The 23,074-nt window shown below is 52.1% G+C and carries 21 protein-coding genes and 1 tRNA gene; 9 read left to right on the forward strand and 13 right to left on the reverse strand.

Annotated features, from left to right (window positions below; all coding sequences use genetic code 11):
• Positions 1-128: 128 nt before the first annotated feature.
• A tRNA-Met gene (locus OGY08_RS20455) sits at positions 129-205 on the reverse strand.
• A gap of 205 nt (positions 206-410) precedes the next feature.
• On the opposite strand from OGY08_RS20455, the gene mltA reads away from it, so the two are divergent.
• Together mltA and tcdA are read left to right on the forward strand one after the other, a co-directional pair.
• Positions 411-1,508: a murein transglycosylase A gene (gene mltA / locus OGY08_RS20460; RefSeq protein ID WP_008785702.1), complete on the forward strand. Its 1,098-nt coding sequence runs from the start codon at positions 411-413 to the stop codon at positions 1,506-1,508.
• A 108-nt stretch (positions 1,509-1,616) separates the two neighbouring features.
• Positions 1,617-2,423 (forward strand): tRNA cyclic N6-threonylcarbamoyladenosine(37) synthase TcdA, encoded by an 807-nt coding sequence (gene tcdA / locus OGY08_RS20465; RefSeq protein WP_057067297.1) that lies wholly within the window; start codon positions 1,617-1,619, stop codon positions 2,421-2,423.
• 77 nt (positions 2,424-2,500) lie between these two features.
• On the opposite strand, the gene csdE is transcribed toward tcdA, so the two are convergent.
• Together csdE and csdA are read right to left on the reverse strand one after the other, a co-directional pair.
• A complete protein-coding gene (gene csdE / locus OGY08_RS20470) occupies positions 2,501-2,947 on the reverse strand; it encodes a cysteine desulfurase sulfur acceptor subunit CsdE (protein ID WP_103014855.1) in 447 nt (148 codons plus the stop codon).
• A complete protein-coding gene (csdA, locus tag OGY08_RS20475; protein ID WP_125363215.1) occupies positions 2,947-4,152 on the reverse strand; it encodes a cysteine desulfurase CsdA in 1,206 nt (401 codons plus the stop codon). The genes csdE and csdA overlap by 1 nt, the downstream gene beginning before the upstream one ends.
• 192 nt (positions 4,153-4,344) lie before the next feature.
• Between csdA and OGY08_RS20480 the strand changes: the two genes are divergently transcribed.
• From OGY08_RS20480 to rlmM, 4 genes are all read left to right on the forward strand, one after another.
• Positions 4,345-4,572, forward strand: coding sequence for a YgdI/YgdR family lipoprotein (locus OGY08_RS20480; RefSeq protein WP_003825635.1), 228 nt, complete (start codon positions 4,345-4,347; stop codon positions 4,570-4,572).
• Positions 4,573-4,937: 365 nt separating this feature from the next.
• Positions 4,938-5,855 (forward strand): glycine cleavage system transcriptional regulator GcvA, encoded by a 918-nt coding sequence (gcvA, locus tag OGY08_RS20485; RefSeq protein ID WP_003034035.1) that lies wholly within the window; start codon positions 4,938-4,940, stop codon positions 5,853-5,855.
• A gap of 18 nt (positions 5,856-5,873) precedes the next feature.
• Positions 5,874-6,269: a DUF423 domain-containing protein gene (locus OGY08_RS20490; RefSeq protein WP_003034037.1), complete on the forward strand. Its 396-nt coding sequence runs from the start codon at positions 5,874-5,876 to the stop codon at positions 6,267-6,269.
• On the forward strand, positions 6,262-7,362 hold the full coding sequence (rlmM, locus tag OGY08_RS20495) for a 23S rRNA (cytidine(2498)-2'-O)-methyltransferase RlmM (protein ID WP_003034040.1): 1,101 nt from the start codon (positions 6,262-6,264) through the stop codon (positions 7,360-7,362). Before OGY08_RS20490 ends, rlmM begins: the two co-directional genes overlap by 8 nt.
• A gap of 35 nt (positions 7,363-7,397) precedes the next feature.
• On the opposite strand, the gene fucR is transcribed toward rlmM, so the two are convergent.
• The 5 genes from fucR to fucP form a co-directional block, all read right to left on the reverse strand.
• On the reverse strand, positions 7,398-8,126 hold the full coding sequence (gene fucR / locus OGY08_RS20500; protein ID WP_003825642.1) for an L-fucose operon activator: 729 nt from the start codon (positions 8,124-8,126) through the stop codon (positions 7,398-7,400).
• 57 nt (positions 8,127-8,183) lie between these two features.
• Positions 8,184-8,606 carry an L-fucose mutarotase gene (fucU, locus tag OGY08_RS20505; protein WP_008785698.1) on the reverse strand — a complete coding sequence of 141 codons (423 nt, stop codon included), beginning with the start codon at positions 8,604-8,606 and terminating at the stop codon, positions 8,184-8,186.
• Position 8,607: 1 nt separating this feature from the next.
• Complete coding sequence (gene fucK, locus OGY08_RS20510) at positions 8,608-10,026, reverse strand: L-fuculokinase (RefSeq protein WP_100271956.1); 1,419 nt, start codon at positions 10,024-10,026, stop codon at positions 8,608-8,610.
• Between the two features lie 107 nt (positions 10,027-10,133).
• Positions 10,134-11,909, reverse strand: coding sequence for an L-fucose isomerase (fucI, locus tag OGY08_RS20515; RefSeq protein WP_003825648.1), 1,776 nt, complete (start codon positions 11,907-11,909; stop codon positions 10,134-10,136).
• Between the two features lie 31 nt (positions 11,910-11,940).
• Positions 11,941-13,251 (reverse strand): L-fucose:H+ symporter permease, encoded by a 1,311-nt coding sequence (fucP, locus tag OGY08_RS20520; protein ID WP_008785696.1) that lies wholly within the window; start codon positions 13,249-13,251, stop codon positions 11,941-11,943.
• Between the two features lie 563 nt (positions 13,252-13,814).
• Here fucP and fucA point away from each other — a divergent pair.
• Both fucA and fucO read left to right on the forward strand, forming a co-directional pair.
• Complete coding sequence (gene fucA, locus OGY08_RS20525; RefSeq protein WP_003825656.1) at positions 13,815-14,462, forward strand: L-fuculose-phosphate aldolase; 648 nt, start codon at positions 13,815-13,817, stop codon at positions 14,460-14,462.
• An 11-nt stretch (positions 14,463-14,473) separates the two neighbouring features.
• Entirely contained in the window at positions 14,474-15,622 is a 1,149-nt protein-coding gene (gene fucO / locus OGY08_RS20530; protein ID WP_241176773.1) for a lactaldehyde reductase, read from the forward strand.
• Between the two features lie 76 nt (positions 15,623-15,698).
• On the opposite strand, the gene xni is transcribed toward fucO, so the two are convergent.
• The 5 genes from xni to queF all read right to left on the reverse strand — a co-directional run bounded on the left by xni (position 15,699) and on the right by queF (position 22,221).
• The gene (gene xni / locus OGY08_RS20535; protein WP_003825659.1) at positions 15,699-16,454 is read right to left on the reverse strand and encodes a flap endonuclease Xni; all 756 of its coding nucleotides are present in this window, start codon (positions 16,452-16,454) and stop codon (positions 15,699-15,701) included.
• Between the two features lie 169 nt (positions 16,455-16,623).
• Positions 16,624-17,991: an L-serine ammonia-lyase gene (locus tag OGY08_RS20540; RefSeq protein WP_003034070.1), complete on the reverse strand. Its 1,368-nt coding sequence runs from the start codon at positions 17,989-17,991 to the stop codon at positions 16,624-16,626.
• A gap of 53 nt (positions 17,992-18,044) precedes the next feature.
• Positions 18,045-19,334, reverse strand: a complete 1,290-nt coding sequence (locus OGY08_RS20545) for an HAAAP family serine/threonine permease (RefSeq protein WP_003034073.1) — start codon at positions 19,332-19,334, stop codon at positions 18,045-18,047.
• A gap of 560 nt (positions 19,335-19,894) precedes the next feature.
• Entirely contained in the window at positions 19,895-21,259 is a 1,365-nt protein-coding gene (ppnN, locus tag OGY08_RS20550; protein ID WP_003034076.1) for a nucleotide 5'-monophosphate nucleosidase PpnN, read from the reverse strand.
• 113 nt (positions 21,260-21,372) lie between these two features.
• Positions 21,373-22,221: an NADPH-dependent 7-cyano-7-deazaguanine reductase QueF gene (queF, locus tag OGY08_RS20555; protein WP_003825665.1), complete on the reverse strand. Its 849-nt coding sequence runs from the start codon at positions 22,219-22,221 to the stop codon at positions 21,373-21,375.
• Between the two features lie 68 nt (positions 22,222-22,289).
• Between queF and syd the strand changes: the two genes are divergently transcribed.
• Positions 22,290-22,835 carry a SecY-interacting protein gene (gene syd, locus OGY08_RS20560; protein WP_032944836.1) on the forward strand — a complete coding sequence of 182 codons (546 nt, stop codon included), beginning with the start codon at positions 22,290-22,292 and terminating at the stop codon, positions 22,833-22,835.
• Positions 22,836-23,074 lie beyond the last annotated feature (239 nt).

The following is a 23,074-nucleotide window of genomic DNA, read 5'->3' on the forward strand; positions in this document are numbered from 1 at the left end:
AACCACATCAGCGTTGGCTTTCCTCGTTCACCTCAGTCACTTACTGGAGTAAGCTCCTAAGGATTCACTGCGTCGCCGCCTTGCTGTGATCCGAACTACTTTGCAAAAATCTTATATCAAATTTTAATTGGTTGCGGGGGCCAGATTTGAACTGACGACCTTCGGGTTATGAGCCCGACGAGCTACCAGGCTGCTCCACCCCGCGTCCGTGGATGCGCACTATACTCTGCTCGCATTTTCATGCAACCCTTTTTTCACCTTGATCACGTTTTTAGGGTGAAAATGAACAAAAACAACGCATTCTGGATTATTTTTTGCTCAAAATTTGCGTTCGGGTATGTATACGCATTTCATTAGGTTCGGGGGTTTGTTATCTTCGTCTCGCATTCAGGCAACATAAGACGAGAACAATGAAAGGACGTTGGGCAAAATATCTTCTGGCGGGAGCTGTAGTCGCGATGCTCGCCGCGTGTTCCTCAAAACCTACCGATCGTGGGCAGCAGTATAAAGACGGGAAATTTACCCAGCCTTTCTCACTGGTGAACCAGCCTGATGCGGTTGGCGCGCCAATCAATGCCGGTGATTTCGCCGAGCAGGTTAATCAAATTCGCAGCGCTTCGCCACGTTTGTACGGCAACCAGAGCGACGTCTACAACGCTATCCAGCAATGGTTACGTGCGGGCGGTGATACGCGCAGTATGCGCCAGTTTGGTATTGATGCCTGGCAAATGGAAGGGGCGGACAACTACGGTAACGTCCAGTTTACCGGTTACTACACACCGGTTATCCAGGCGCGCCATACGCGCCAGGGCGAGTTTCAGTATCCTATCTATCGCATGCCACCAAAACGTGGGCGCTTACCCTCTCGTGCCGAGATCTACGCGGGCGCGCTAAGCGACAATTATATTCTGGCATACAGCAACTCCCTGATGGATAACTTCATTATGGATGTTCAGGGCAGTGGTTACATCGATTTTGGCGATGGCAGCCCGCTCAACTTCTTTAGCTATGCCGGGAAAAACGGCCACGCCTATCGCAGTATCGGTAAAGTGCTTATCGACCGTGGCGAAGTGAAAAAAGAAGATATGTCGATGCAGGCTATTCGCCACTGGGGTGAAACGCACAGCGAAGCCGAAGTGCGTGAGCTGCTGGAGCAGAACCCATCGTTTGTCTTCTTTAAACCGCAATCTTTTGCTCCGGTAAAAGGGGCCAGCGCGGTGCCGCTGATTGGCCGCGCGTCCGTAGCTTCTGACCGTAGTATCATTCCTGCGGGCACAACGTTACTGGCGGAAGTCCCGTTACTGGACAATAACGGCAAGTTTACTGGCCAGTACGAACTGCGCCTGATGGTGGCGTTAGATGTGGGTGGGGCTATTAAAGGGCAACACTTCGATATCTATCAGGGTATTGGCGCTGACGCCGGACACCGTGCCGGGTGGTATAATCACTACGGTCGCGTATGGGTACTAAAAACGGCGCCGGGTGCGGGTAACGTGTTCAGCGGTTAATTGCCGGATGGCGCTTCGCTTATCAAGCCTACATTATTGAGTAGGCCTGATAAGGCGTAGCCGACATCAGGCAGTCAGACTGCTCGGTATTAATGAATTTGAGGTTCTATGTCTGTGGTTATTAGCGATGCCTGGCGCCAACGTTTTGGCGGTACGGCACGTCTGTATGGCGAAAATGCGTTGCAGCTGTTTGCCCAATCGCACGTTTGCGTGGTTGGGATTGGCGGAGTAGGGTCATGGGCGGCGGAAGCGCTGGCGCGAACCGGTATTGGCGCTATCACACTCATTGATATGGATGATGTGTGCGTCACCAATACAAACCGCCAGATCCATGCGCTGCGTGATAACGTCGGTCTGGCAAAAGCTGAAGTGATGGCGGAGCGTATCCGACAGATTAACCCGGATTGCCGGGTGAACGTGGTCGATGATTTTGTTACGCCAGATAACGTTGCTGAATATATGAATGCGGGATTTTCGTACGTCATCGATGCGATTGATAGCGTGCGCCCAAAAGCGGCACTGATCGCGTACTGTCGACGTAATAAAATTCCGCTGGTGACCACCGGTGGTGCGGGCGGACAGATCGATCCTACCCAGATTCAGGTCGTTGATTTGGCAAAAACCATCCAGGATCCGCTGGCGGCCAAGCTACGTGAGCGGCTGAAAAGCGATTTTGGCGTGGTGAAAAACAGCAAAGGCAAGCTGGGCGTGGACTGTGTGTTCTCGACCGAAGCGCTGGTTTACCCGCAGGCGGATGGCTCGGTATGTGCGATGAAAGCGACGGCGGAAGGGCCGAAGCGTATGGATTGCGCGTCCGGGTTTGGCGCGGCCACCATGGTGACAGCCACCTTTGGCTTTGTTGCTGTCTCCCATGCGCTGAAGAAGATGATGGCGAAGGCCGCGCGTCAGGCCTGATTGTGTCGGATGTCGCTACGCTTATCCGACCTACGGTTCGTGCAGTGTTGTAGGCCGGATAAGACGTATCTGCGTCGTCATCCGGCTTTCTGGGCCGCCTCGAGAATCGCTTCGTTCAGAGCATGTAGTCCCTGGCTACGCGAGGCGCTGAGCTGCGCGCGTAAACCCAGTTCGTCAAATAACGCCATCGGCGAACGCGCCAGTAACTCGGCTGCCGTTTTACCTTCGACCGCGGTGAGTAATACCGCCAACAGCCCACGTACTATTCGACCTTCGCTGTCGCCGAAGAAATGCAGAGTGCCATTCTCATGAAGAGTATGCCCCAGCCAGACGCGGTTTTCGCAGCCCGCAATTTCTTTGGCCTGCGCCTTTAGCGCATCCGGGAGCGCCGGCAACTGCTTACCCAGCAGAATCAGCTGGCGATATTTATCTTCCCACTGAGTAAGCGGGATAAAGGTATTGCGTAACGTCTCTTCGGTTACGGTTGTGCCAAACGGGTGTCCGGCGAACAGAGGGCTTGTCATTAATCCACCAATATTTCCAGCGCGCGGTCGACGGCTGCGACCAACGCTTCCACATCGCTTTGGGTATTATAAGGGGCAAATGAGGCGCGTAGTGTTCCGGATACGCCAAGTTCCGCCAGCAGCGGCTGTGCGCAGTGTTGCCCCGCGCGCAGCGCAATGCCATATTCGGCCAGCAGAGTGACCATATCGCTGTGATGAACACCCGCGAAATCAAAGGCTAACAGACTGGAGTCCTGGCAGCGGAAGGAACGAAAGCCAGGGCGTTTCGCAAGGGCATCTTCTGCCAGCGTCGCCAGACCCCGGCTCCAGTTTTCGGCCTGCGCAACGTCGACGTCCGCCAGCCATTCGAGCGCCGCGCTTAGCCCGATAACGCCTGCAACGTTAGGCGTACCGGCTTCCAGCTTCCATGGTGCGGGCTGAGTGGTGAAACCGTCAAAACTGACTTCGCTAATCATCTTACCGCCCCCAAGCCAGGGAGACATGGCTTCCAACAGTTCCGGCTTACCGTACAGCACGCCAATACCGGTGGGGCCATATAGCTTGTGGCCTGAAAACGCATAGAAATCAATATCCAACTGCTGTACATCGGCAGGGTAATGCACAATCCCCTGGGCACCATCAACCATCACCACCATGCCAGCCGCATGGGCGAGCGTAATGGCGCGGGCCAGATCCGGGCAGCCACCGGTGACGTTCGACATTTGCCCGAGCGCCAGAATGCGGCTGTGCGGGGTAATGAGCTGCGTGAGGCGCTCAACGTCTGGCAATAAATGGGGGGTGAGTGGGAGTTTGACGACCTTAGCCCCCGTTTGCTCCGCGACCATCAGCCAGGGAACGAGGTTGGCGTGATGTTCCGCTGCGCTAACGATAATCTCATCACCCGGTTGAAGGCGTGGACGCGCATAGCTTTGGGCAACCATGTTGATCGCTTCCGTTGTGCCGCGGGTCCAGACGATGGTTTTGTCATCCGACGCATTAATCAGGTGTGCGACTTTTTCCCGCGCGGCTTCATAGCGTGCGGTCAGGCGCTGGGCTTCAGCAAACTGGCTGCGATGGACGTTCCCGGCACTCAGGCTATAAAACTGATGGGTAGCCTCAATGACCGCCTGCGGCTTTAGCGCCGTAGCAGCGCTGTCGAGATAGACGCCAGCATCGTTGAGTGCGGGAAATTGTGCGCGAAAGTGCGCGGGGTTAAAAGCGTTCATGGTATTCCTCAGTTCAGTAAACCGATCGTGGCGCAAAAAGGGCATTGATACAAGGGTTGTGCTAACCATCGGAATACTCTGGATATCCTGGCAAAGCCCGTTCAGTGTCTTATGCTAAATAGCGTTAGGCGAACAATTTTGCCTGTTACGGAGTATGTTTTTAATAGCATAAATCGCTTTAAGGAGAAGAAGATGAAAAAGACTGCCGCCATTATTTCTGCCTGTATGCTGACTTTTGCCCTGAGCGCCTGTTCTGGTTCGAATTACGTGATGCACACCAATGATGGCCGCTCAATCGTAGCTGATGGTAAACCACAGACCGATAATGAGACGGGGATGATTTCGTATAAAGACGCTAACGGCAACAAACAGCAGATTAACCGCACTGACGTGAAAGAGATGGTAGAACTGGAGCAATAACAGCCGGTCGGCCATCGACGAAATGTGGACAAAAAAAAGCACCGCAATTTGGCGGTGCTACATTAATCACTATGGACAGACAGGGTAAATGTACAGGAAGTGAAAAAGGGTAGCTTTGCTACCATGGTCTGAATCGCAGACCAATTGCAAACACAACAACACAACATCACAACCGTAAGCCAAAAGCCCACCAGAACACGCATTCCGATAAAACTTTTCGTTCCGGCTTCAGGAAGTGCCGCCACTATAGGTATTTGCTGGTAGAACCTCAACGGACAATTTATAATGGCTCAGATAAAAAAAACTAATAGGTTACAGCCTGTTAGCTAATTGTTAAATTCATTTAACATCAAAGCCTAAAAGTCATGTCAAAACGATTACCACCCTTAAATGCGTTACGTGTTTTTGATGCTGCAGCGCGTCATTTAAGCTTTACTCGCGCAGCAGAAGAGCTTTTTGTGACGCAGGCCGCAGTAAGTCACCAAATCAAGTCACTTGAGGATTTTTTGGGGCTAAAACTGTTTCGTCGACGCAATCGATCTTTGCTGTTAACGGAAGAAGGTCAAAGCTACTTTCTCGACATTAAAGAGATTTTTTCGCAATTAACCGACGCGACGCGTAAACTTCAGGCACGCAGTGCAAAAGGTGCGCTTACCGTTAGTTTATTGCCCAGTTTTGCGATCCAATGGCTGGTGCCCAGACTCTCTAGCTTTAACTCAGCTTATCCGGGAATCGATGTCAGGATCCAGGCGGTGGACCGTCAGGAAGACAAACTGGCTGATGATGTTGATGTGGCGATTTTCTACGGACGCGGCAACTGGCCGGGTCTGCGCGTTGAAAAATTGTACGCAGAATATTTATTGCCGGTCTGCTCTCCGCTGTTGCTTACCGGTGATAAACCGCTAAAGACACCGGACGACCTGGCAAAACACACGTTATTGCATGATGCGTCGCGACGAGACTGGCAAGCCTATACGCGCCAGCTTGGCCTGAATCATATCAACGTACAGCAGGGACCTATCTTCAGCCATAGCGCCATGGTGCTACAGGCTGCAATCCATGGACAGGGGATCGCGCTGGCTAACAACGTCATGGCGCAGTCCGAAATTGAAGCCGGACGTCTGGTCTGTCCGTTTAACGATGTTCTGGTCAGCAAAAACGCATTTTATCTGGTTTGTCATGACAGTCAGGCAGAACTGGGTAAAATAGCCGCCTTCCGTCAGTGGATTCTGGCGAAAGCGGCCACGGAACAAGAAAAATTCCGCTTTCGTTATGAACAATAATTTACGTAGGGTATTCAAATGACCAGCCGTTTTATGCTGATTTTTGCCGCCGTAAGTGGCTTTATTTTTGTGGCGTTGGGCGCCTTTGGGGCACATGTTCTGAGCAAAACCCTCGGTGTTGTTGAAATGGGGTGGATTCAGACCGGCCTTGAGTATCAGGCGTTTCATACGCTGGCTATCTTTGGCCTGGCCGTCGCCATGCAACGGCGCATTAGTATTTGGTTTTACTGGAGTAGCGTGTTTCTGGCATTAGGTACAGTGCTGTTTAGCGGCAGCCTGTATTGTCTCGCGCTCTCTCATTTACGCCTGTGGGCGTTTGTTACCCCTGTCGGCGGCTTCAGCTTCCTCGTAGGCTGGGCGCTGATGTTAGTGGGCGCTATTCGATTGAAACGTAAGGGCGTTAGCCATGAATAAGGTTGTATTGTTGTGTCGCCCAGGTTTTGAAAAAGAGTGCGCCGCAGAAATTACGGATAAAGCAGGACGCCGGGAAATCTTCGGTTTTGCCCGCGTGAAAGACAATGCGGGTTACGTCATCTTCGAATGCTATCAGCAGGACGATGCTGAAAAGTTAGTGAAAGAGCTGCCGTTTAGTTCGCTGATTTTTGCTCGTCAAATGTTTGTGGTGGGCGAGCTTCTGCAATACTTACCGCCGGAAGATCGTATTACACCGATCGTTGGCATGTTGCAGGGTGTGGTGGAAAAGGGTGGCGATCTGCGAGTAGAAGTTGCCGACACCAATGAAAGCAAAGAGCTGGTTAAATTTTGCCGTAAATTTACCGTACCGTTGCGTGCAGCGCTGCGCGAAGCAGGCGTACTGGCAAAGTATGAAACGCCAAAACGTCCGGTGGTTCACGTCTTCTTTATCGCCCCTGGCTGTTGTTATACAGGCTATTCCTGGCCTGACAATAACTCACCGTTTTACATGGGGATTCCGCGTCTGAAGTTTCCAGCCGATGCGCCGAGCCGTTCAACGCTCAAGCTGGAAGAAGCGCTGCACGTGTTTATCCCTGCCGATGAATGGGATGAGCGTCTGGCGAACGGAATGTATGCGGTGGATTTAGGCGCCTGCCCGGGCGGATGGACCTATCAGCTGGTTAAACGCAATATGTGGGTTTACTCCGTGGATAACGGTCCGATGGCGCAAAGCCTGATGGATACCGGACAGGTCACCTGGCTACGTGAAGACGGATTTAAGTACCGTCCGAATCGCAATAACATTTCGTGGATGGTCTGTGACATGGTGGAGAAGCCGGCGAAGGTTGCCGCGCTGATGGCACAATGGCTGGTCAACGGCTGGTGTCGTGAGACGATCTTCAACCTCAAGCTGCCGATGAAAAAACGCTACGAAGAGGTATCACAGAACCTGGCTTACATTCAGGCCCAGCTTGATGAACATGGTGTAAATGCCCAGATTCAGGCGCGTCAGCTGTATCATGACCGTGAAGAAGTAACCGTTCACGTACGTCGTCTGTGGGCTGCCGTTGGCGGTCGTCGCGACGAGCGATAAGGCTACAATCCTGGCCGGATGGCGGCGTAATCGCCCTATTCGGCCTGGATTGCTTCAATCAGCTGTGTATCTGAAACAATATGCGTCACATCATCCAGATGCCCAATTCTGGCCTCTCCCGAACGATTAAATTTACTTTTATCGATCAGTAATAAAGACTGCGATGCACGCTTAAGCAGAATGGATTTGAAGTCTGCGTTGGTTGCATTTGAGTCCCAGAGCGCACCGTCGCTGTCGATCCCTTCGCAGGAAAAAATAAACAGGTCAATCTCGAGTGGTTTTAGCTGCGAGATAAGCGAGGGATTAACGTAGCAACCGTATTTGCGCTCAAGGCGACCGCCGGAGCTGATAAGCTGAATGTGTTCACGTTTAGCCAATTCCTGGCAGATGGGCTGACTGTTGGTAAAAACGTGAATGTTGATGTCCGGTAACTGTCGCGCCAGATACCAGCAGGTAGAGCTGGCGTCTAAGGCAATCACCATACCTTCTTCGATCCATGCCAACGCTTCACGGGCGATATCCGCTTTGTGCGCATAGTGGCTTTTGAGTCGAATATGAAATGGGTCACCGCTGTCCTGATTTTCCCGGTGAATAACTTTGGCCCGACCGTGGTTGCGTAACACTTTTCCCTGGGTCTGTAACTCGCTGAGATCGCGGCGGATGGTCTCTTTGCTGACGTTAAGCTGCAAAGCCAGGGCTTCGGTTGTCAGGCTTTTGTGGTTAGTAAGCAGATCTACGATTGCCTGCTGGCGCGCCGCTTTCATGTTCTGATCCTCATCTTATGATGAATGCCCGTACCTGACGGGCATTCTGACCAGAGATTACGGCGTTACCCCTTTTTTTAAAAGAATATTCCCGTACTTTGCCCGCTCTCCTGTGATAACGATCGCAAACGCCTTTTGTGCTCGTTCGTAAAAGGCATAGCGGTCAATACGCGTGATGTCCGGGCAGGGGGTCTGTAATGAAAGTGCCTGACGATAGCGAGTCTCAACGTCAGGATCGAGAGTGTCGCCTTCAACCGCAGCCATCATCACCAGCGGTGGGGCGTAGCTGTCCAGTTCAAATAGTGGAATAAGCGCCCGCAGCAGATCGCTGACCAGCAGACCGTCAGCGCGGATGACCTGTGGCCCCATGCTGTTGGCCGGGAAGTGGGCATCGGAAAAGATAATCTCATCGCCGTGTCCCATTTCGGCCAGCACTTTCAGTAAGTCGGGGGAAATTAAGGGAGATATCGTTTTAAGCATGTTACTCGACTCCTGTGAGTTCGGATTCGGTTTGCGGATAGAAGTAACGGTACTGATAGCGCACCTGTTCGCGCGCCTGCTCCGGGGAGGTAAATTCCCCGATGCCTGACCAGGAAAACATTGCGGCGCCTGCCACGGTGGTTTCGGCATCATCCAGCACTTTGACAGGGATCCCGAGAACGTTCGCTTTGATTTGGTTCCACAAGATGTTGCGGCTGCCCCCGCCAACTAATAGCAGTTCAGTGGCCTGGAAATGGCCGATTTTTTCCAGCGTTTGCAGATTCCGCTGCAGCTGTTCTGTCAGTCCTTCCAGCGCGGCGCGATAAAAGTGTCCACGGGTAGTATTGAGGGTAACCCCTTGCCAGCCCGCATTCTGACAGGCCAGCAGGTCGCAGTGCATCTTCACCCCTTCGGCACCAGCGGGAATATCCCGAGCTTCATCAATCAACGTTTGCCAGGGCGTGTCCGCGGTCCATAACAGCTTACGAACCCATTCAAGCACACCGGAGGCCAGCCACTGCATACCGGGATTGTTAAGCCCAGCCTGACTATCCAGCTCACAGGTGGAGCCCGCATAATGACTGAGCAGGGAGGTATTTACCTGCGCACTGCGTACCATCAGAATTTCCCATGTGCCGGAAGAGAGTACCGGTTCATCCTGTTGGGCTCCTGCGCCAAATAGCGCAAACTGTGTGTCGTGTCCGGCAGAGATGACTGGAATACCCTCTGGAAGTCCGAGCTGGCTGGCGGCCTCGCGTTGCAGTACCCCAATTTGTTCGCCTGCTTCAACCAGGCGCGGAAACAGGCGACGCGGTATGCCTGTTGCCTGCAAAATGTCCTGGCTGAAATCACGTTGCTGGATATCCAGCATCTGGCTGGTTCCCGCCATGGTGATGTCAGTTGTGAACTCGCCGGTTAAACGTTGGTTGATAAGCGACGAGATAAACAGCCAGGCGTGCGCCTGTTCCAGTAATTGCGGGTGGTTCTCTTTCAGCCACACCAGTTTGTACAGCGTATTGAAGCTAAACGCCCCAACGCCGGAGATTTCCTGCAGTTGCTGCGGTGACATGTAGCGATGGATATTCTCCATTACCGCTGCGGTACGTGGGCATTTCCAGCTGATCACCGGGTACAGTTGTTTGCCGTTCTTATCCACCAGCGCGCCATCCACGCCGAAGGTGGTGACGGCGATCCCGCGAATTTGGCAGGCGGCCAATTGTGAGGAAAGCCGCTGACAGCAGTCGGCAAAGCGCTGCAGAATGGCCTCCAGCGACCATTGGTGCCAGGCACTGTTTTCTGCGGCGATGTCACTGGCGTTCGGGGTCGCTGCGCGGGCGACAATCTTTCCCTGTCGGTCAACGGCAATGGCCCGTACGTTGGTCGCGCCACAGTCGAGAACCAGAATAACCTCTTGTTTCATAATTGCTCCTGGGAGATTACCTATTGCCGGATGGCGGCTTCGCCTTATCCGGCCTACAAAACCGTGTGCTTCGTAGGCCGCGCCGCCATCAGGCAATCGCTCGATGTTTAACGCTTATACAGCGGACCGTAGTTCTGACAAGCGCGGTAATCCTGACCTTCCGTATCCATACCGTGGGCGGCCCAGGAGGAAGGACGATAAATTTTCTCGTCTTCCACGTTGTGCATGCACACCGGGATACGCAGCATGGCAGCCAGAGTGATAAAGTCCGCACCTACGTGACCAATCGTCAGCACCCCGTGGTTAGCGCCCCAGTTAGCCATGACGGAATAGACGTCGCTGAACGGGCCCTTGCCGGTTAAGCGCGGAGCAAACCAGGTGGTTGGCCATGTGGAGTTGGTACGCGCATCAAGCTGGTCGTGCATATCTTTCGGCAACTCCACGCTCCAGCCTTCCGCGATTTGTAGCACCGGCCCCAACCCTTTGATGATGTTGATACGGCTCATGGTGAACGGCACACCGCCTTCAGTCAGGAAGCGAGATGAGTAACCGCCCCCGCGGAAGTATTCGTGAATAGCCGGGCACCATTCGGTTGCCGCCAGGCATTCATCCGCCTCTTTCTGCGAGATTTCCCAGTGTGGTTTCATGGTCGGTTTACCTTCGCTGTCGCGCTGTTTGCAGGAACCGTCCAGTGCCGCAGAACCGGAGTTAATCAAGTGAATGATGCCGTGCTCAGCAAGGCCGGTCAGCGGTTTACCCGTCACGCGTTCAACCGCCTCTGGCGACCAGTAGGTGCGCACATCGGCAAAGACCTGGGCCGTGCCGGTGAGTTGATGGCCGAACAGCATCGCTACGCCGTTCAGGCTGTCGTTTTCGGTTGCGACAACGAACGGTTCACGAACGCCATTCCAGTCAAAGGAGCTGTTGAGCAACGCTTCGGCGGTATCGCCATTTGGGTATTGATCGGTCCAGTGACGTTGCCCCTGGAAGCCCGCGGCGATCGCGTTATAGCCCAGGGATTCTTCGACCAGACCTTTGTCTGCCAGCTTTTTGTTACCCTGCATCATGTCGCGAATGCACATAGCCATCAGCAGGCTTTCTTTCAGCACTGCGCGGCTTTGTTCAGCGTTACGCTTATATTGCTGCGCGTTCTGATCTTCGCCGTAGCGGAAGTTTTTGTCCGCCCACGCCAGCGCCATTTCCAGCTCGGTTTCATCATAGATTTTCTGGTCAATGCGACGACGCAGCTCGGTCATATCAACCGCCTGCACTTTCATACCCAGCCAGGATTCAAAGAAGTTATGGTCGACGATAGAACCGGCGATGCCCATTGATACACCACCGACAGACAGGTAGCTTTTCCCTTTCATACTGGCGACCGCTAAGCCGGCACGGGCAAAGCGCAGCAGTTTTTCTTCAACATCGGCAGGGATAGATGTGTCGTCTGCATCCTGTACGTCATGACCATAGATGGAGAAGGCAGGAAGTCCTTTTTGGCTGTGAGCTGCCAGTGCGGCGGCCAGGTAAACCGCCCCCGGACGTTCCGTGCCGTTGAAGCCCCAGATCGCTTTCGGGCGCATCGGATCCATGTCGATGGTTTCACTGCCGTAGCACCAACATGGGGTAACGGTAATCGTCACGCCAACATTCTGGCTGCTGAATTTTTCTTCACAGGCTGCGGATTCCGCCATGCCGGCGATACAGGTATCGGCAATCACACATTCAATTTGTGCGCCGCAGGCATGACGAAGTTTTTCAGTGATAAGCGCTGCGGTAGCTTTAGCCATATTCATGGTTTGCTCTTCGAGCGACTCACGTACACCCATACGACGTCCGTCAATAACCGGGCGAATACCAATTTTTGGTAAGCTGATTTTTTTCATCACAGATTCCTCACGTTATTCGGATAAATATTCAGTTGGCTGCCGTTTGTGAACGGAAGCGGGCAAAAATAAAGATGATGGCGAAGCAAAGCGCCGGGACCAGTTCAGCGGTCGGGATATTGCCAGCGGCATCGCTGACAAAGCCCATCACCGGGGTCACAATGCCGCCGCCAATGATGGTCATGACGATAAAAGACGAGCCGTATTTGGTGTCTTGTCCCAGATTTTTGATCCCCAGAGAAAAAATGGTTGGGTACTGAATCGACATAAATGCGCTGCACAACGTCAGGGCCAGCAGGCCGATCTGGCCACCGGTGAAGGCGGAAATCAGGCACAGAATCATGGCAAGAAGGGCATATGCGGCCAGCACTTTATGCGGCGCAAAGCGACTGATAAGCCAGGTGCCGGAGAAACGACCGATAAAGAAGCACACCATGGTGCCGGTCAGGTAGTTGGCGGCGAAACCTGGCGTCATGCCTGGGATCTCTTCGATTGCGTAGCGAATCAGGTAGCTCCAGCAGGCAGTTTGTGCACCGACGTAGCAGAACTGCGCCAGTACCGCCCAACGCCAGTGGCGAATGCGCACCAGGCGGGAAAGGGACGCGGAGAATGAACTCTGAGCGTTGTCACTGTGATCGTCACTTTGCAGGGTCGGAAACTTGGTAAACATGATCAGCAGGGCGACCAGCAAAACGACCGCAACGATGATCATATAAGGGGTTTGAACCGATAACACCAGGCTGTGCTTGTAGGCGCTTAGCTGTTCTGGCGCCATCTTATCGAGTACGTCTTGAGATTGATGTGGCACATTAGACAAAATAAGACTTTGCCCAAAAACAACCGCAATAATGGCACCAAATGAGTTAAAAGTTTGCGCGAGATTTAATCGGAAGTGACCGCCGCTTTCCGGGCCCAGTACGGTTACAAAGGGGTTGGCAGCCGTTTCCAGACAACCTAAGCCCGCTGCAATAATAAATAGGCCAATCAGGAATAAGGTGTAATTCATTACCTCAGCCGCTGGCCAGAATAATGCTGCACCGATGGCATATAAGAATAATCCGGTAATGATGCCTGCTTTATAACTTAGTTTTTTCATCAGGATCCCGGCTGGGATTGGAATGACGAAATAACCAAAATAAAAAGCAGATTGAATCAGACCAGCCTGAAAGTTTGTTAATGTAAAAGCTTGCTGAAATTGTGGTAATAAAATGTCATTAAGATTATTGGCAACCGCCCAAAGAAAAAACAGTGAACAGAGTAACGCGAAGGGAATGACATAATTTTTTGTCTGCCCCCGCTCTACCGCATGAAAACTTTGTGTTTGTATTGATGTGTTTCCCATAGCATCCTCATCAGTTCATAAGCATGTTCAACAGCTTAAGAGTACGATTGGTGATTTTTACCAACCTGCTAATCCAGGTGAGTTCCGGTAACCTGCCAGATAAAATTGGCCTTCATGAATGAACTCATGAATTCATTTTCAAATAAAAACCGGCTATTAATATGATGGTGGTCACATTTATGCTCAGGGTGTGGGTTTATGTGATTATCATCACTTTAATTTCTTTAAAACAATGACCGTTTGAGAAAAATAAATTAAAAAGCCACAGGGATAATGCCCGAATTAATTAGTTAAGTGGAAAACGGGCAATGGTAACAATTTATTCGCAAATGACCGTTTTACAATGGTTTTATTAAGAACGGACATTTTGTAATTGTAATATTATGCCTGCATGTTTTTATTCAGCGTTATTAGTTGATGAACATCACAAAATCCAGTGCTAAAAATTCCCTTCTCTTTATTCAGCATGATGATAGTTAGCAAATACCCGCTTAAATCAACAGAGCGTCGAGGTATTAGCAATGTTCTGTTGTCGCATTTTGACTCACTGAGAGAGGTAAGTAATGGAACGAAATACGCTGGCACGGCAGATTATCAATACCTGCCTGGAAATGACCCGTCTGGGGTTGAATCAGGGGACTGCGGGTAATGTAAGTGTGCGTTACCAGGACGGGATGTTAATTACCCCGACGGGTATTCCGTATGACAAACTCACCGAATCCCACATTGTGTACATCAACGCTGAGGGGCAGCACGAAGAAGGGAAATTACCTTCCAGCGAGTGGCGGTTCCATATGGCCGCTTATCAGACGCGTCCCGATGCTCAGGCGGTGGTCCATAATCATGCCGTGCATTGTACTGCTGTTTCTATTCTCAATCGGCCAATCCCGGCAATCCATTACATGATTGCGGCGGCTGGCGGTAACTCAATTCCCTGTGCGCCATATGCGACGTTTGGTACGCGTGAGCTTTCCGAGCACGTTGCGGTAGCGCTGAAAAACCGAAAAGCAACGCTGTTGCAGCATCATGGGCTGATCGCCTGCGAGGAAAATCTGGAAAAAGCCCTGTGGTTAGCGCATGAAGTGGAAGTGCTGGCGCAGCTTTATCTCAGCACGCTGGCGATTACCGATCCGGTTCCGGTACTGGACGATGAGGCTATCGCTATTGTGCTGGAAAAATTCAAAACATATGGATTGCGTATTGAGGAATAGGAGATAAAACGATGGCGAACAGAATGATTCTGAACGAAACGGCATGGTTTGGCCGGGGAGCTGTTGGCGCATTAACCGATGAAGTTATTCGTCGTGGTTATCGCAAAGCGTTGATTGTGACTGATAAAAATCTGGTGCAGTGCGGCATTGTTGAAAAGGTGACTTCCCGAATGGATGCTGCAGGTCTGGCATGGGAAATCTATTCAGGCGTTATTCCTAATCCAACCATTGCGGTAGTGCAGGAAGGATTGAGTGTCTTTCAGCAAAGCAGCGCAGACTATCTGGTCGCCATTGGCGGTGGCTCCCCGCAGGATACCTGTAAAGCGATTGGCATTATTAACAATAACCCGGAGTTTGCGGATGTACGCAGCCTTGAAGGGTTATCGCCGACACGCTTCCCGAGCGTGCCAGTTATGGCTATACCAACCACTGCGGGAACGGCGGCGGAAGTGACCATTAACTACGTGATCACTGACGAAGAGAATCGGCGTAAGTTTGTTTGTGTCGATCCACATGACATCCCGCAGGTGGCGTTCATTGATGCTGACATGATGGACGGCATGCCTGCTGCATTAAAAGCGGCTACTGGCGTAGATGCACTGACTCATGCCATTGAAGGCTACATCACGCGGGCTGCGTGGGCGCTTACCGATGCGCTGCACATTAAAGCCATCGAAATTATTGCCGGGTCATTACGCGGTTCCGTTGTGGGCGACAGCCAGGCGGGGGAAGCGATGGCTCTGGGCCAGTACGTTGCCGGGATGGGTTTCTCCAACGTAGGTCTGGGATTAGTGCATGGCATGGCACACCCGTTAGGCGCGTTCTACAACACGCCGCACGGCGTCGCGAATGCCATTTTGCTGCCACACGTGATGCACTATAACGCCGAATTCACCGGGGAAAAATTCCGCGATATCGCCCGGGTAATGGGGGTTAAGGTTGAAGGACTGACGCTGGCAGAGGCACGCAAAGCGGCGGTGGATGCCGTCTTCGCCCTTAATCGCGATGTAGGTATCCCACTGCATCTACGCGATGTTGGCGTCCGTAAAGAGGATATTCCTGCGCTGGCGCAAGCCGCATTTGACGATGTTTGTACCGGGGGAAATCCGCGTGAAGCGAGCCTTGGGGATATCGTTGAGCTGTACCATACCGCCTGGTAATCACCTGGCGCTTATCCGGCCTACAGGGTTGTACAATAAGTAGGCCGGATAAGCGCAGTGCCATCAGGAAATAAGGCTACCGCGCCAGTCGTAGCTGCTGTAGGTTTCCGTCGATATGTAAGTCTGTTTGCAGCCGCGCGATATCGCGGCACAAAAATGCCATCTCCCGATGTTCTTCGAGTTTCTTGCGCCATTTCTCCGGTACGTCATCCAGGTGTTCATACAGCGCTTCCAGCGTTGGAAACTGTGCCAGCAGTTGTGTGGCACTTTTAGGACCAATACCGGCAACCCCCGGTATTTTAGAACTGCTGATCCCGGCCAGTCCCCAGTAATCTGGCAGCTGTTGCGGCAGCACGCCAAACTCTTTCTCGATAAACGGCGCATCCAGCCAGCGTTTCTGGAAATAATCGCGAATCCGCAGCGTTGGGGAGAGTAGCTGACAGTAGCCTTTATCGGTTGAGACGATAGTCGCCTGGTGTCCCGCCTGGCTAACTTTCACCGCCAGAGTGGCGGCTAAATCATCGGCTTCATTCCCGCTGGATACCCAGCAGCAGACGCCGCGCTGTTCAAAAGCGGCGCGTAAGGCGGGCATTTCCTGGTGTAAATCGTCAGGCATCGGCGGGCGACCGGCTTTGTAGTCAGGTAACCGTTGGTGACGCCAGCCGCTGTTACGCGCTTCGTCATCAAATACCGCCACGGCGTGCGTGGGCTGACTGTGCACAATCAGCTGATCGAGCGCGTGCTGGCATGTCTCCACGCAGGGGGAGCCCTGTACGGCGTGAATACGGCGGATGAGATTCAGTGCATCAACAATGAGCAGGTGGACGGCCACGGTGTTCTCCCTAACAAATTAGTCTGTAGGGTAACATTCACGACGAGTGGAGACGAGCATTGCGAAAGAGCGCTATCCGTAAGCCTGACAAGCGAAGCGCCATCAGGCAATAAAAGCCGGATGCGGCGAGCGCCTTATCCGGCCTACAGATACGAAAATGTGCTGAGAATTAATCGCAGGTGACAATCTTCATCGCCAGACCACCACGAGAGGTTTCGCGGTATTTGGCGTTCATGTCTTTACCGGTTTCGTACATGGTCTCGATAACTTTATCGAGGCACACGCGTGGTTCACTGGTACGGCGCAGCGCCATACGTGCAGCGTTCACCGCTTTAACCGAAGCAATGGCATTACGCTCAATGCACGGTACCTGAACCTGGCCGGCAACCGGGTCGCAGGTCAGACCCAGGTTGTGTTCCATACCGATTTCTGCCGCGATGCACACCTGCATTGGGCTACCACCCAGCAGTTCAGCCAGACCAGCCGCTGCCATGGAGCAGGCGACGCCAACTTCACCCTGACAGCCGACTTCGGCACCAGAGATAGAGGCGTTCATCTTGTACAGTGAACCAATGGCGCTCGCGACCAGCATGTAGCGTGCCAGCGAGTTAGCGTTCACTTCACGGATAAACTTGTCGTAATACGCCAGTACGGCAGGAACAATCCCGCATGCACCGTTGGTTGGTGCAGTCACCACGCGTCCACCGGCTGCGTTTTCTTCGTTCACGGCCAGCGCAAACATGTTAATCCAGTCAACAACCGCCATCGGGTCGGTGGTGGTTTTGTCGCTGCTGACCAGCATGCGACGCAGCGCAGCAGCACGACGCGGAACGCGCAGTTTGCCCGGCAATACACCTTCGGTGGTGATGCCGCGTTCAATCCCGCTACGCATCACTTCCCAGACGTTAGCAAAGTGCTGTTCCAGCTCTTCTTTGCTGTGCAGCGCCAGTTCGTTTTGCATCATCAGACCGGAAAGTGACAGGCCGGTTTCCTGGCAATGACGTTGCAAATCAGCTGCGGATTTATACGGATATGGCACGTTTACCGGAGAGTTGTTCGGTAAACCAAAATGTTCTTCATCAACGATGAACCCACCGCCAATGGAATAGTAAGTCTGGCTGTAAATAGCCTTTTCGCCCGCCAGTGCGGTAATGCGCATCCCGTTTTCGTGCAGGGACAGATTGTCCGCATGGAAATTCATGCACTTGTCGACCGGGAACTCGACCTCATGTTGACCATCTGCCAGCAGCAAACGCCCATGAGTATTCACATCCTGGATAAAGGACGGAATGGCATCAATGTCTACGGTATCCGGCAGATTACCCGCCAGGCCCATAATAATCGCGATGTCGGTATGGTGACCTTTCCCCGTCAGAGATAAAGAGCCATAGACATCAACCACTACGCGGGTTACGTCAGTGAGAATTCCGCGTGCAATCAGGTCATCCGTGAATTGTTTGCCTGCTTTCATCGGGCCAACAGTGTGGGAGCTGGAAGGGCCAATGCCGATTTTGAAAATATCGAATACGCTAATCATGAGGCGTCCATTGTGTATCGAGGTGCGCCGCCCCGAGGAGCGGCGCAGGGGAATTAACTGAACAGAGAGTAGAAAATAGCGGAGATAGCGATCAGGCCCATAATCACAACGAAGACGTTGCTGATATGGCCGCTGTACTTACGCATTGCCGGTACTTTCTGAATGGCATACATCGGCATCAGGAACAGAATCATCGCGATGATTGGGCCACCCAGGGTCTCAATCATGCCGAGGATGCTTGGGTTCAGCGTCGCCACAATCCAGGTGGTTACCAGCATGAACAGCGCAGTGATTTTGTTCAGTTTGTTGATTTCGATGGATTTGCCTTTGCCACGCAGAGACTTAATCACCATACCATTGAAGCCTTCACGTGCGCCCAGGTAGTGGCCCAGGAAGGATTTGGTGATAGCGATAATCGCGATGATCGGTGCCATCCAGGCAATAATCGGCGCGTTAAAGTGGTTCGCCAGGTAAGACAGAATCGAGATGTTCTGCTCTTTCGCTGCTGCCAGGTCTGCCGGAGTCAGGCTGAACACGCAGCTGAAGACGAAGAACATAACGGTCAGTACCATCATGATGTGAGCGAATGCCAGAATCTTGGAGCATTTTTTCTCTGCTTCATCACCGTACTCTTCACGCTTCGCCACGGCGAAGGAGGAGATGATCGGGGAGTGGTTGAAGGAGAACACCATTACCGGAATTGCCAGCCACAGGGTCAACAGCAGGCCGTTGCCGGTGGTTGCCGCAGAGTCAAAAGACATGGTTTCCAGAATCGCACCGCTCCACTGAGGGATCAGGTACAGCGCCAGTAGCATCAGAGCCGCAACGAACGGGAATACCAGGATGCTCATCGCCTTAACGATCATCTGCTCACCGAAGCGCACGATGGTCATCATGCCGACAATCAGGATCAGTGACAGGATTGCGCGCGGCGGCGGCGTAATCGCCAGCTGGTGGGTCAGGAAGCTTTCAACCGTGTTGGTGATTGCTACGCTGTAAACCAACAGAATCGGGTAGATAGCGAAGAAGTAGAGCAGGGTAATCAGTTTACCTGCACCAACACCAAAGTGTTCTTCTACAACTTCGGTGATGTCTTCACCCGGATTTTTACCGGACAGCACAAAGCGAGTCAGGCCGCGGTGTGCAAAGAAGGTCATTGGGAAGGCAAGGATCGCCATGATGATCAGCGGGATCATACCGCCTACGCCTGCGTTAATCGGCAGGAACAATACACCCGCCCCAATCGCCGTGCCGTAAAGGCCCAGCATCCACATGGTGTCTGTTTTGCGCCATGCGCTGCGGGTCTGGCCCGTAACGATAGTGCTGGTTTGAGTGTTTTCCATCTATTTCTCCTGGAGGAAGCTTAAAAAGTCGGGTTTGGGGTCAATCCAATGAGAAAGTACCCGACTGTAAATCGAAATTCGTTGAGCGATTTTTATATAATTTTTCGCCGTAATAATTTTCGGGCGGAAAGATACATTTTAGTAATGAATGTATCAGTGATCGGGATCCCAAATGCAATAATCCACCTTTTATGTGGATAAATTTGGGCCATTAATCTGTTAAAAAATAGTCAAAGCGAATTTACGGGCGCGAAGGCTAACATTAACGACATATCTCATGAAAGCGAAGGCGCGAAGATAGGCGTGTTCAGCTGTAAAAACTGTTGTTTTTAGATGATTTCGGCGACTAATAATAATTTTCTAAGATAAATCACGGTTGGTTTTTCAAGGTAATCGTTTGCGTAGCGCGCTGTTTTTTATGAATCATCACTGGTATTTATATGATTGTCGGAGCTATGTGACTGGTATCACTAAAAAAAGCCGGGAGGCAAGTGCGCCAAACCCGGCTTTGATATGGACAAAACTGTCACCGCTATAGCGCTGCTAGCGGGTGTTGAAGGTTAGGCGCAGATCTCGTAACAAGGGATATACGCAGTGCCCGGTAACTTCATACGATGTTGTGCAACAAAGCCCTGCAGGAGATCGTCCATGCGGCGCATCATTTCGCGGTCACCGTGGATTTTGTACGGGCCAAACTCTTCAATAGCGCGGATCCCGACTTCCTTCACGTTACCTGCCACAATACCGGAGAATGCACGCCGTAAATCGGCGGCCAATACTTCAACGGGTTGATCCGGGTACAGCTTCAGGTTGGCCATGTTTTCATGGGACGGCTCGAACGGCATCTGCAGATCGGGCGCGATACGAATCGACCAGTTAAAACTGTAAGCATCTCCTGTGTCGCGACGGTTTTCTTTCACCAGCGGCATCGCTTTTTTCATCAGACGCGCCACTTCGGCCGCATCGTCAATGATAATGCGATAGTGGCGACGCGCATCTTCCCCTAGCGTGTGCACGATAAATTCGTCCAGCACGCGGAAGTAATCCGCACTCTCTTTTGGTCCGGTCAGGATCAGCGGTAGAACCTGATCTTTGTTGGCCGGATTCATCAGGATCCCCAGCAGATACAGCAGCTCTTCTGCTGTCCCTACGCCACCCGGGAAGATGATAATACCGTGGGCGATACGCACGAACGCTTCCAGACGTTTTTCAATGTCCGGCATGATGATCAGTTCGTTTACCAGCGGGTTAGGCGGTTCAGCGGCGATGATTGACGGTTCGGTCATGCCAATAAAGCGGCTGTCTTTGTATCGCTGCTGGGCGTGGCCGACCGCAGCGCCTTTCATTGGCGCTTCCATCGCCCCCGGACCGCAGCCGGTACAGATGTTCAGTTCGCGCAGGCCCAGTTGGGTGCCGACGCGACGGGCATACAGGTACTCATTTTCGTTGATTGAGTGACCGCCCCAGCAGACGACCATGTTCGGCGCTTCACCGACGTGCAGCGCCCGGGCATTACGCAGGATCGAGAATACGAGGTTGGTAATATGCACCGAGCTTTCGAGATCCAGATGCTGAAAACGACCGGCGTTATGGATCTGGCCATTGACGAACAGAATGTCGCGCAGTACGGCAAACAGGTTAGCCTGTAGCGCACGAATAATGCGTCCATCAACAAACGCATCTTCAGGTGGATTGATCAGTTCCAGCTTCACGCCCCGTTCGCGGCGCAGTACGTTAATATCGAAACTTTCAAAGCGGGACAGCAGTTCTTTACTGTTGTCGGTCAAACTGCCGGAGTTCAGAACGGCAAGCGAACAGTTACGAAACAGTTGATACAGGTCGCTGCTGGCCGTGCGTTTAAGCATATCGACTTCCAGCTGCGACAACATGTCCATTGAGCCAAGCGGGCTAATATGTGTAATCAAGTAAACTCCTTATGGGACGCAACACGTCATTCCCTATTGATTACAATAGCCCTGGCTTATGACCTTTCACAACCTTGTGCGCGGAATCCGGCACGCAAAATTGAGAAAAAAGATTACTGACGTACCAGACGACCGGTTGCCGGAGTGAAATCGGTGTTGGTGCGCCATGGGTTAATGTCCAGGCCGCCACGTCGCGTGTAGCGTGCATAGACGCTCAGTTTCTCTGGCTGGCAGAAGCGCAGAATGTCATTGAAAATACGTTCCACGCACTGCTCATGAAATTCATTATGGTGGCGGAAGGAGACCAGATAACGCAGCAGCTTCTCTCTGTCGATTTTGCGTCCGCGATACTGAATTTGTATGGAGCCCCAGTCGGGCTGGTGGGTGATCAGACAGTTGGATTTCAGTAGATGGCTGACCAGCGTCTCTTCGACTGCCTTTTCACCGCTCACGGCATTTTCCAGATACGCAGTGCTGAACTGATAGTTGTCGATGACGATATCCTGATTGTCGATACAGGTCCCATTAAAGTGGGCTATCGGCTGCCCTTCCAGTTCGTCAAGGCGGTACAGCGCCACGCTGACATCGCCCTGAGCGCAGGCGCGCAGATCGTTTTCCAGCGTCTGGCGTACCGCGTCCCAGGAATCAAAACGCGTCTGGTTAAAACTGTTCAGGTACAGCTTAAAGCTTTTCGATTCAATCAGATTTACGCTGGTGTAATCCAGCTCCACATGACCGACCGCAACCTGCGGTAAGCCGTTGGCATTCAGCCACGACAGTTCATATAGCGTCCAGATATCCGCACCGTGAAAAGGCAAGTTATCGGCCTTTAAATCCAGCGGGTCGCGATTCAGGCTGCGCGGAACGCCCTGCAACAGACTTGCATCGTAATTGTCTCGGTAATCCGTTGATTTACCGAGTGTCAGGCCGTTAAGCGCCTGATGATTTTCATAAGAGGACATGTTTCACCGTCATAAACCAGATACACTATGCGACAAGTGTATCCTGGCTTTTGTGAAGAGAGAAATCAGTGGACGAATTGACAGCGCAGGCGTTGATAGCCTTTACGACGCGTTATTGCGACGCATGGCATGAAAAAAACAACAGTTGGCCGCTCAGCGAAGAGCTGTATGGCGTACCTTCTCCGTGTATCATTTCTTCCACAGACGATGCAGTATTTTGGCAGCCTCAACCTTTTGTCGGCGAAAATAACCTCAATGCGGTTGAACGGGCCTTTGATATTGTGGTACAACCTGCCGTTCACGCTTTTTACACCACCCAGTTTGCTGGTGATATGCACGCGCAGTTTGCGGATGAAAAGCTCACGCTGCTGCAAACCTGGAGTGAAGATGACTTCAGGCGCGTTCAGGAAAACCTGATTGGTCATCTGGTAACGCAAAAGCGCCTCAAGCTATCACCTACGCTTTTTATTGCCACACAAGATAATGAGCTTGACGTCATTTCGGTGTGCAATCTGTCCGGTGAAGTGTGCAAAGAAACGCTGGGAACCCGTAAACGAACGGTGCTGGCGGCCTCACTTGCGGAATTCCTCACTCAACTTAAGCCAGTTCTGTAATCCAGTTTGCCCTGAATCTTGTGAGAGATCTCTTACAAACCCTGTAGGACATTGCCAGGTGATAAGTAAAGACTTAATGAATTGATAAAATAATAATTTATTATTATTCAATTGGTTAGTGTTTTATTGTCAACTTTCATACGAAAATAATCGTAAGGGTAAGCCTGTAAGCATCTTGTAAGACAAAGCGAAACAGGCGATTCTATATCTGTCGACAAGGAGTCGCGCAACGAAGAGAA

It is taken from the genome of Citrobacter sp. Cpo069, assembly GCF_030332785.1.
In the GTDB taxonomy this organism is placed as follows: Bacteria; Pseudomonadota; Gammaproteobacteria; order Enterobacterales; family Enterobacteriaceae; genus Citrobacter; species Citrobacter portucalensis.